Raw genomic sequence first — 7,296 nt, 5'->3', positions numbered from 1 at the left:
TTCCGAATTTTAACTAACGCGAGTGAAGATGGGTTCTTTGGCCCGTCAGGGGATCAATTAACCCAAGCCATACTCATGCTGACTAAAGAGTTTGGGGAGTATGCAGATATTATGACGGCAGCGGCAATACTATCTTCGGAACAAATGATTAACCGACTGATGGGTGCTTCATTAAATCCCTGGATTAGAATAGCGTTCGGTCAGTTGTTCAGTTCTGCGGCTTCTGAAAAGACGGTGGCTGGGATTACAGCCACAGCGGGCTTAATGTTCACTCGTTTTATGGCGAAAAACACGCTAGGGTGTTTTGTGGGTAAAACTACCCTGCCGTTAGAAATTAAGCGAAAGCAAATGATTATTTTTGGGCTAGATCGTGAGCGTAGAGATGCAGTTGCGCCCTTAATGACGAGCATTTTACACATGACAATTGCGCGGAATATTGCTTCTAAACGAGTGGAGTCAGGCCCATTAATCGTTGTCTTAGACGAATTGCCGTCAATTTATCTGCCTGATTTATATAGATGGCTCAACGAGTCACGAAGTGAAGGGTTCTGCGGTATTCTAGGCTGGCAAAATATGGGGCAGTTGGAAAAGAACTACGGAAAAGAAGTAGCGAAAACTATCCTGGGTGCTTGTAGCACTAAGTTTGTATTCAATCCAGGGGAAAATGAATCAGCACAATTATTCTCCAGTTTTTTGGGAGATGAAGAAATTAAGTACAAGCATAAGAGTAGGTCAACTGGTGGCGGTAAACCGAGTACAACAACCAGCGAACAAGAAAAAACTAAAAAGCTGTTTGAAGCGGCACAATTTTTGAAATTACCATCAGGTAAATGTGTATTTATCAATCCGGCTTATGCCAATAAAGAGGAAGGCTCAGTGCCTTTGTTAAAAACGATTAAGATTCCCTCTTTTTTAGAGAATATTGAAAAATACAATCAACAAAAATGGCAAAAATTAGTAACGAATATGGCACTACATAGCACTCAAAAATATCCGACACAGCAAGACTTAGATATAAGAATAACAGAAGTAGATCGCCGCTTGCCAATCCCACAAGAACCAGTAGAAGCAGGAGTTGAAGCATTACCTGTTGATGGGATGAGATCCTTGCTGTAGGTATGAGGATGGAAGTGATAATTGTAGAATCTTCTCTTACAGATTTTCAAATTATTAATAAATTAGATACAAAGCAGCAAAGATTAATGGCAAATTTAGTAAATATTAGAGAGGCTACCCCGTACATTGTCAATGCTTTTAATAAGCGGTCTCAGATCAGACCAAGGCTTAAGAAGTTTGGCATATATGTCAAGCTGATATTTAAAGATATACAAAATTTATTTGCAGATGAATATTGTCAACAATTGTTGGCTAAATATTTGAAATATATAGGTTGGAACGATTTACAATATATAGCATTTATTAGTTATGGGTCGGATTATGCCCAAATAGAAATTATTTTAAATCGGGTAATATCTGGAACAAAAATTATAGACTTAAAGTGCTTAAAAGCAAGTAGAAGACAATATAAAATGCTGTACAGAGCCTACACTCAGATGTGTAAGTAGGTAAACGTCTCCTCCTGTGTGCTGAATTCTGACGATTAACTTTAAACAATTCCTATGTTTGATGAGCGGAGTGTTAATTTAACAAGTGATTACATCTTGTTCACAAGGCAGGATTTACAACAAACTCGTCAAATATGGAAAAAAGCAGTTGTTCCATTGATAGAAGCAGCAATGGAGCGGCTGCAATACGAGTGGGACAAGCAAGCGAAAATCGAGATCGGATATAATACATTCGTACTAAAAGAGGATGAGTCAGGAGCTTATGTGTGGTCAGAAATTGACCCATTGACTGACACCCAATGGCATGAGGAGGCTGATTCAGAACCAGAAGAATCAGCCCCCTCATCAACAGTGCAAGCAGAACAAACTTCCTCAAGCTCAACATTCCAAGCAGAAGAACAAACTCGCTCAAGCTCAACACCTCAAGCACAGACATTCCAGGAGAGTGAAGCGATCCCCATTTCTCCCCCAGAACATATAGATCCTGAACACTGGCATGAAATAGTAGTACAAAGTGCTGTTAATAGGGAGATTGCCGCCCGGAACTTCAAAAGCTTGCATTACGATTCGGTTGAAGGTGTGAACCAAGCTTGGGAATACTTGATGTATAGCTCCCGTCTTGAGCGACGTAACGATGGACGGCTGAAGAATATAAAGACATATTCTCATATTGAGCAAGGGGGTTGGTGGTGTAGCGCGGGTGTAGATCCGCGCTCATTCCCCGATCTCAAATCAGGAGAACTGCCAGTTCAAAAGCTTTGGGGGTGCTTGAAGCCAAATCAAAAAAGAGAAAAACCTGAGCAAAAGAACAACTCTCAAAGTTATTTTAAGTTCCTTCAAAACGATCAACAGTCTCACAGTCCTGCTGAACACTCGAATAAACAAAAGGAATTTATTAAATACGAGCATCCACCAAAAACACCATTGAGTATTTTCTTGCTGGATGTGCCAGATGATATTGCTAATTTAATTTATCAAAGGGCAGGCGTTACACCAAGCGAGTGCGATCGCCGAAGTGGATTTTGGTACTGTGTATGGAAACACGATGTACCGATTATTGTGACAGAGGGAGCTAAAAAAGCGGCAAGTTTGTTGTCACAGGGTCATGCAGCGATAGGATTACCAGGGATAAATGCTGGCTATCGGACGAAAGATGAGCAATCTAATCCGATTCCAATACAGTTACGTGAAGAATTTGCGATGTTTGCCACCCCTGGTAGAGACATCAAATTATGTTTTGACCACGATACAAAGCCAAAAACTATTGTCAATGTTCATAAAGCTTTATTAAAAACGGGATTATTACTGCAACGAGCCGGGGCTAATATTAGCGTGATTACCTTACCAGGGCCGGATAAAGGTGCGGATGATTTTATTGTCAACAATGGCAGCGAACAATTTCAGGCATTAATAGACCAAGCTCAATCTTTAAAGGAATGGTATAAAAACAATCCGCCGCCTGATTTGAGATTCTTAATCAAACTGAAAAATGGACAAGTTTTGAATCTGTATGAAAAGCTTCATGATGGAACTGTGACATCAAACCCGGCTAACTTAAAAGAAGAAGAAATTGTACAAGCTATTCCTCAAACTCCAGCCGAAGCAAAAGAACAGGGGAGTGCCTGTGTAGGGGAGCAAGGGGGATCTGAGCAACCCAGTCACCCAGTAGATGAGCAGAAAGAAAACGAATCGCACTTCTCCTGTGCCCCCCAGTCCCCTACGGAAGTTCATCAGCCCGTAACTGTTGCTTCTCAATACTGGGCTAGCCAGCAGAAAGTACCAAATTATGCGCTAACAATTCCGAGAAAATTTTTAATAGAAAAAGAAAATAAAGATATTGCTTTAACAGCCAAGCAACTTCTAGATAATTACGCAGTGGAATTAGACGATGGCAGCACGGTTTACAAGAGTGAAGCTTTTAGTGTGAGAAAATTTCGTGATACCTATAGCATTCACCGTGCTGATGGTGAGAAAAATAGTTATTTCTCGAATCCATTGATGCAGTTTGAGATTGATAAAAGAGGTACTACAGTAATTACCAAAAAACCGGAAAAAATGCTCATGGTAGAGCGTCAGGAATTCCTAAAGGTGAATGATAATTTCAAATCAGTAGAAAAGCTACCATCATTTTATGAAGATGCGATAACGCTAAAAAAACAACTAGGTTCTTTAGCCCCGCTAGGCACTCAAGCAGTGATTAAAAGGCTAGAAATAACCGAAGTATCTCAATTATTGATTTATTCCTTGAAAACTGCACATTCTCAACATCTACAAATAGGGAATTACCGAATTAAAACCCAAATAAATCAGTCTACTGGAGAATCCTTTGTTAAGCTGTTTAAAAAAGAAAATGATGGGTTAGACAGAGAAGCTGTAAAAATTAACTTAACAACAAATGAAGCCCTGATAATGAATATTGGACAGCAGGATCTAGAAAATCTCAAATTAATAGCTAAAAGAGTACAGCTAGAATATTTTCCATCACAACCTAGACCTAAAAATCGTCAAAAACGTAAGTTTAAAGATAGTGAAATTGAACTATAATTAATATCATTGATGCCCTACAGGTAAAACCTATGGAAGCAAATAAATCCTCAACATTAGATAAAATTAGAGCAATAAATCCAAGTGGCATCTCAGATAATATGATGATAGCGAGATTGGATCGGATACTAAATCAACCTACTACCCAACAAAAAGATTTATCAATAGATTCTCATCAAGAAACAGACCCCAATCGCCAACCCAAAGCACTCCAAGAATTAGGACAGCTATTATCTAAAGGGAACATTGAAGAATATAGACAACAGCTAAAAGCGCAATATATAAAGCAGTATTTAACCTCATTTGGTTTAGAACAATCGCAGTCACAACAATCTCAAACAAATCAAAAAATAATTACTCAACTTCAGCAATTTAAAGAACTTCAAAAAACTGTATTGCTGAATCCTGAACAAAATAATAATTTTTCTAGAAAGCCAGTTGAGTTAATCAATAATCTTAACGAACAGGCACAACATCAAGACCAAAATAGGAAGTCATTTATTAGGGCAGTTATAGATAAAATATTCACTAAGGGTAGAAGCCTGGGTAATCAAATTAGTGCATTTGAAAATGAGGGTTATAGAGCTTTACTTAAAGTTGAGAATACTAAGCAAATTCTCAGCATAGACCGTAAGCAACTACAACCAAACCAGCCCAATGCAGCTTTTAAAGCCGAAAAATTAGGGAATAGTGACTTTCAGATTTTACAAGACAATCTTTCAGAACAAGAGACTCAATATCTAGTCGCTGATAATCAGCAGTTACAGCAGCAATCACAGCGAATACAACTGCCACAAAAGCCCAATCAGCCGAAACGGGATCTCAAAAACAATGCCCCAGAAATTGATTAATTGAAGTATCCTATCTTTAAACCCAACACAAAACCAGAAACCAGCAATAAACGTTTTGCTGGTTTATTGATTTTTGTAAAGGGCAAGATAATTGCAGCTAAAAGTACGTAAAAAGCGGACTCCAAAAAATCAGTTTGAAGTGATGCGTAAGCTCTAACGATTAAGCAGATAAAGATGGCGAATTCTACAAAATCTTCGGCTTTATCTAGCACAGTTTTGGAACCGCGCATTTTCATATACCTAGTACAGGTCGGCAGAAATAAACCACCCATTCCAAATCAACAAAACTCTTACGCTATATCCCTTTTGACTTTTGACTTTTGACTTTTGACTTTTGACTTCCGCCTTGCGGTACTAGCTAGTTTGATTTTCTGATTTTAACTACACAACGCCCCAATAATCGATGATCTTTGCGACAAAATTCAATATCGGCTTGATTATCAGTAAACAGTTGTCGAGCTTGCCTACCTTCGGAAGATTTAGCCCAACCTAAAAGCTTGAGATCATTAGCAGTAACGTCAGTATTGCTAACGCCGACGTAGTTGGAGATGACATTCCAAGTAGTTAGAGAACCAAGTATTGCTCCAACAGCAATCATGCCGCCAAGAATGCCACCAATTGACCAAATCCCCAGCTTGATTTTGCCAATTTTTGGTGCTTCTACAGGCAAAGAAATCGTCGGCTTGAGTTTTGGAAGTTCTTCTTTAAGGCTAGTTTGTACAGCATCAGTAATAATAGCGTGTTGCATCACTTGTGCAGCTTTAGTGGCATCAGTGAGCTTTTTGTCGATCATTAAAGCCCCAGCTTCCATGAGTGCTTCCATCTGGGTAGGAAATTGAATCATCATCTCCTCAAAATTCCCTAGGATGCTCATAATTTGAAACATTGGATCGTTGGGGTCAAACCCGATTTCTTCTGAAAGCTCTCGAATTCGTTCAATTTCGGCTTCCGTGTACTTAGAAATCGTCATGATGATGCTCCTGCTGTTGGCGTATTTGTACCAGCCCCAAGTATTCGGAGGCTAAAGAATTGGATTGAATGGATTGATAAAAACTGTTAAGCCACCTGTAAGTGTATGCTCTGTAGACAGAAAAAATATTGATGTTATCCCTGACTTGTGAGTAAGGTAAGCCAATGCTTTCGATAGCCTCATAGCTGTACTTATTTAATCCATCCAAAGCAATATCACATCCACCCACATCTATGAGCTTGGGATAGCCTGAAGTTTGATAAAGTTTAAACATGAGGTCAAAGTGTTGGTTTTTAACGACCACATAATCAGCCTGATTTCCGGCAAAAGCCAGAAGTTGGGACAAATACTCAACACAATCTAATCGGTGTGAAATGGGTTGTACAAAAGTGAGCCGCCAGTCAACCTTGCCCAAGATTTTAAACAAATTTACTTTGTCGATGTAGTTGCAAATACCTTCTATGTGTTGTCCTGGCATATCAATAGCTAGAGCATCATAGCCATTGCGGAGTTCTTCAATGACCCAATCAGTACCTTCATTAAAATTGATGCTCTCAACTGGAACTAGACATTTATATGGTTCGAGCCTTTTACGGTTGTCGTGATCGTAAGCTCTCAATCGGTGTCCCAGAGAGCAAAACAAGTCAATTAACAAGCGCATTACTGTAGACTTGCCAACGCGAGAATCGCCCACAGTCATAATGAGGCGTTTAGGATTCGGACTGTAAGTTGACATCAGCTAGTCCCAGCGAGTGTTTAGCTGGCTCAATAGATTTTTTAAAGTTCTCCATCCATTTCTCAACTCGACCTTGAACAGACAGTTTTTTGCTCTGTTCTATACCCTTAGAAAAAGGTAAATTATTCTCATCGAGATAATCATAAGCGTGTGCAATCAAATCTGGCATATAAATTTCTGGGATTGGTTTGTTAACATTTTTGAGTTCTTTAACTAATGGAGTATTGTCATACCTTTCAAATCTATCTTTCTCTCCAAAGAACAAATTCTTGACAACAACGTAATCTACCTTATCCCCACAAAAATCGCGCAAATGAATAAATTGGTTAACCGAGTCCTTCGTGCGATTAATCACAGTGGCCATTGTGACTCTCATATCCAACTTCTTGCCTACCATTTTAAAGAAGCCCATTTCTGACTCAAAAGAGCGAAAGAACTGAATTGATTGGGGTGGCAATTCTAGCAAAAATAAAGATTTACTAGCAGGAGCGACAAGTTGCTCATCTTTTTCGGGTGAGTCAATTACATCTTGTCCAGATGGTTCAATTACATCTTTGTTGGGGGAATTAATCGCATCCTCCTCTGGTGGGTAAATTAAGTCTTTGAGTTGATCCAACAGAAAAATATCAG

The 7,296-nt window shown here is 39.1% G+C and carries 8 protein-coding genes; 4 read left to right on the top strand and 4 right to left on the bottom strand.

What is annotated here, in order from left to right; translation table 11 throughout:
- The 4 genes from AC5JL8_RS00360 to AC5JL8_RS00345 all read left to right on the top strand — a co-directional run.
- Positions 1–1,116 (top strand): type IV secretory system conjugative DNA transfer family protein (locus tag AC5JL8_RS00360; protein WP_495877792.1); only part of this gene is annotated, 1,116 nt, incomplete at its 5' end.
- An 8-nt stretch (positions 1,117–1,124) separates the two neighbouring features.
- A complete protein-coding gene (locus AC5JL8_RS00355; protein ID WP_495877791.1) occupies positions 1,125–1,565 on the top strand; it encodes a hypothetical protein in 441 nt (146 codons plus the stop codon).
- Positions 1,566–1,619: 54 nt separating this feature from the next.
- Positions 1,620–4,109, top strand: coding sequence for a DUF3854 domain-containing protein (locus AC5JL8_RS00350; protein ID WP_495877790.1), 2,490 nt, complete (start codon positions 1,620–1,622; stop codon positions 4,107–4,109).
- A 32-nt stretch (positions 4,110–4,141) separates the two neighbouring features.
- Complete coding sequence (locus tag AC5JL8_RS00345) at positions 4,142–4,960, top strand: hypothetical protein (RefSeq protein ID WP_495877789.1); 819 nt, start codon at positions 4,142–4,144, stop codon at positions 4,958–4,960.
- On the opposite strand, the gene AC5JL8_RS00340 is transcribed toward AC5JL8_RS00345, so the two are convergent.
- The 4 genes from AC5JL8_RS00340 to AC5JL8_RS00325 all read right to left on the bottom strand — a co-directional run.
- A complete protein-coding gene (locus AC5JL8_RS00340) occupies positions 4,957–5,190 on the bottom strand; it encodes a hypothetical protein (RefSeq protein ID WP_495877788.1) in 234 nt (77 codons plus the stop codon). The genes AC5JL8_RS00345 and AC5JL8_RS00340 overlap by 4 nt on opposite strands.
- A gap of 128 nt (positions 5,191–5,318) precedes the next feature.
- Positions 5,319–5,930 carry a DUF6753 family protein gene (locus AC5JL8_RS00335; RefSeq protein ID WP_495877787.1) on the bottom strand — a complete coding sequence of 204 codons (612 nt, stop codon included), beginning with the start codon at positions 5,928–5,930 and terminating at the stop codon, positions 5,319–5,321.
- Positions 5,917–6,666: a hypothetical protein gene (locus AC5JL8_RS00330; RefSeq protein WP_495877786.1), complete on the bottom strand. Its 750-nt coding sequence runs from the start codon at positions 6,664–6,666 to the stop codon at positions 5,917–5,919. The genes AC5JL8_RS00335 and AC5JL8_RS00330 overlap by 14 nt, the downstream gene beginning before the upstream one ends.
- Positions 6,641–7,296, bottom strand: a 656-nt coding sequence (locus AC5JL8_RS00325; protein ID WP_495877785.1) for a chromosome partitioning protein ParA, incomplete at its 5' end; no start/stop codon positions are given. The genes AC5JL8_RS00330 and AC5JL8_RS00325, both read right to left, overlap by 26 nt.

Source organism: Mojavia sp., assembly GCF_059505145.1.
This window is presented reverse-complemented; position numbering and strand designations above follow the sequence as displayed.

What these genes read in the sequence shown, in the direction of transcription:
- AC5JL8_RS00335 (WP_495877787.1), bottom strand. Translation starts at nt 5,930, where the DNA reads ATGACGATTTCTAAGTACACGGAAGCCGAAATTGAACGAATTCGAGAG.
- AC5JL8_RS00330 (WP_495877786.1), bottom strand. Translation starts at nt 6,666, where the DNA reads ATGTCAACTTACAGTCCGAATCCTAAACGCCTCATTATGACTGTGGGC.
- AC5JL8_RS00355 (WP_495877791.1), top strand. Translation starts at nt 1,125, where the DNA reads ATGGAAGTGATAATTGTAGAATCTTCTCTTACAGATTTTCAAATTATT.
- AC5JL8_RS00350 (WP_495877790.1), top strand. Translation starts at nt 1,620, where the DNA reads ATGTTTGATGAGCGGAGTGTTAATTTAACAAGTGATTACATCTTGTTC.
- AC5JL8_RS00340 (WP_495877788.1), bottom strand. Translation starts at nt 5,190, where the DNA reads ATGCGCGGTTCCAAAACTGTGCTAGATAAAGCCGAAGATTTTGTAGAA.
- AC5JL8_RS00345 (WP_495877789.1), top strand. Translation starts at nt 4,142, where the DNA reads ATGGAAGCAAATAAATCCTCAACATTAGATAAAATTAGAGCAATAAAT.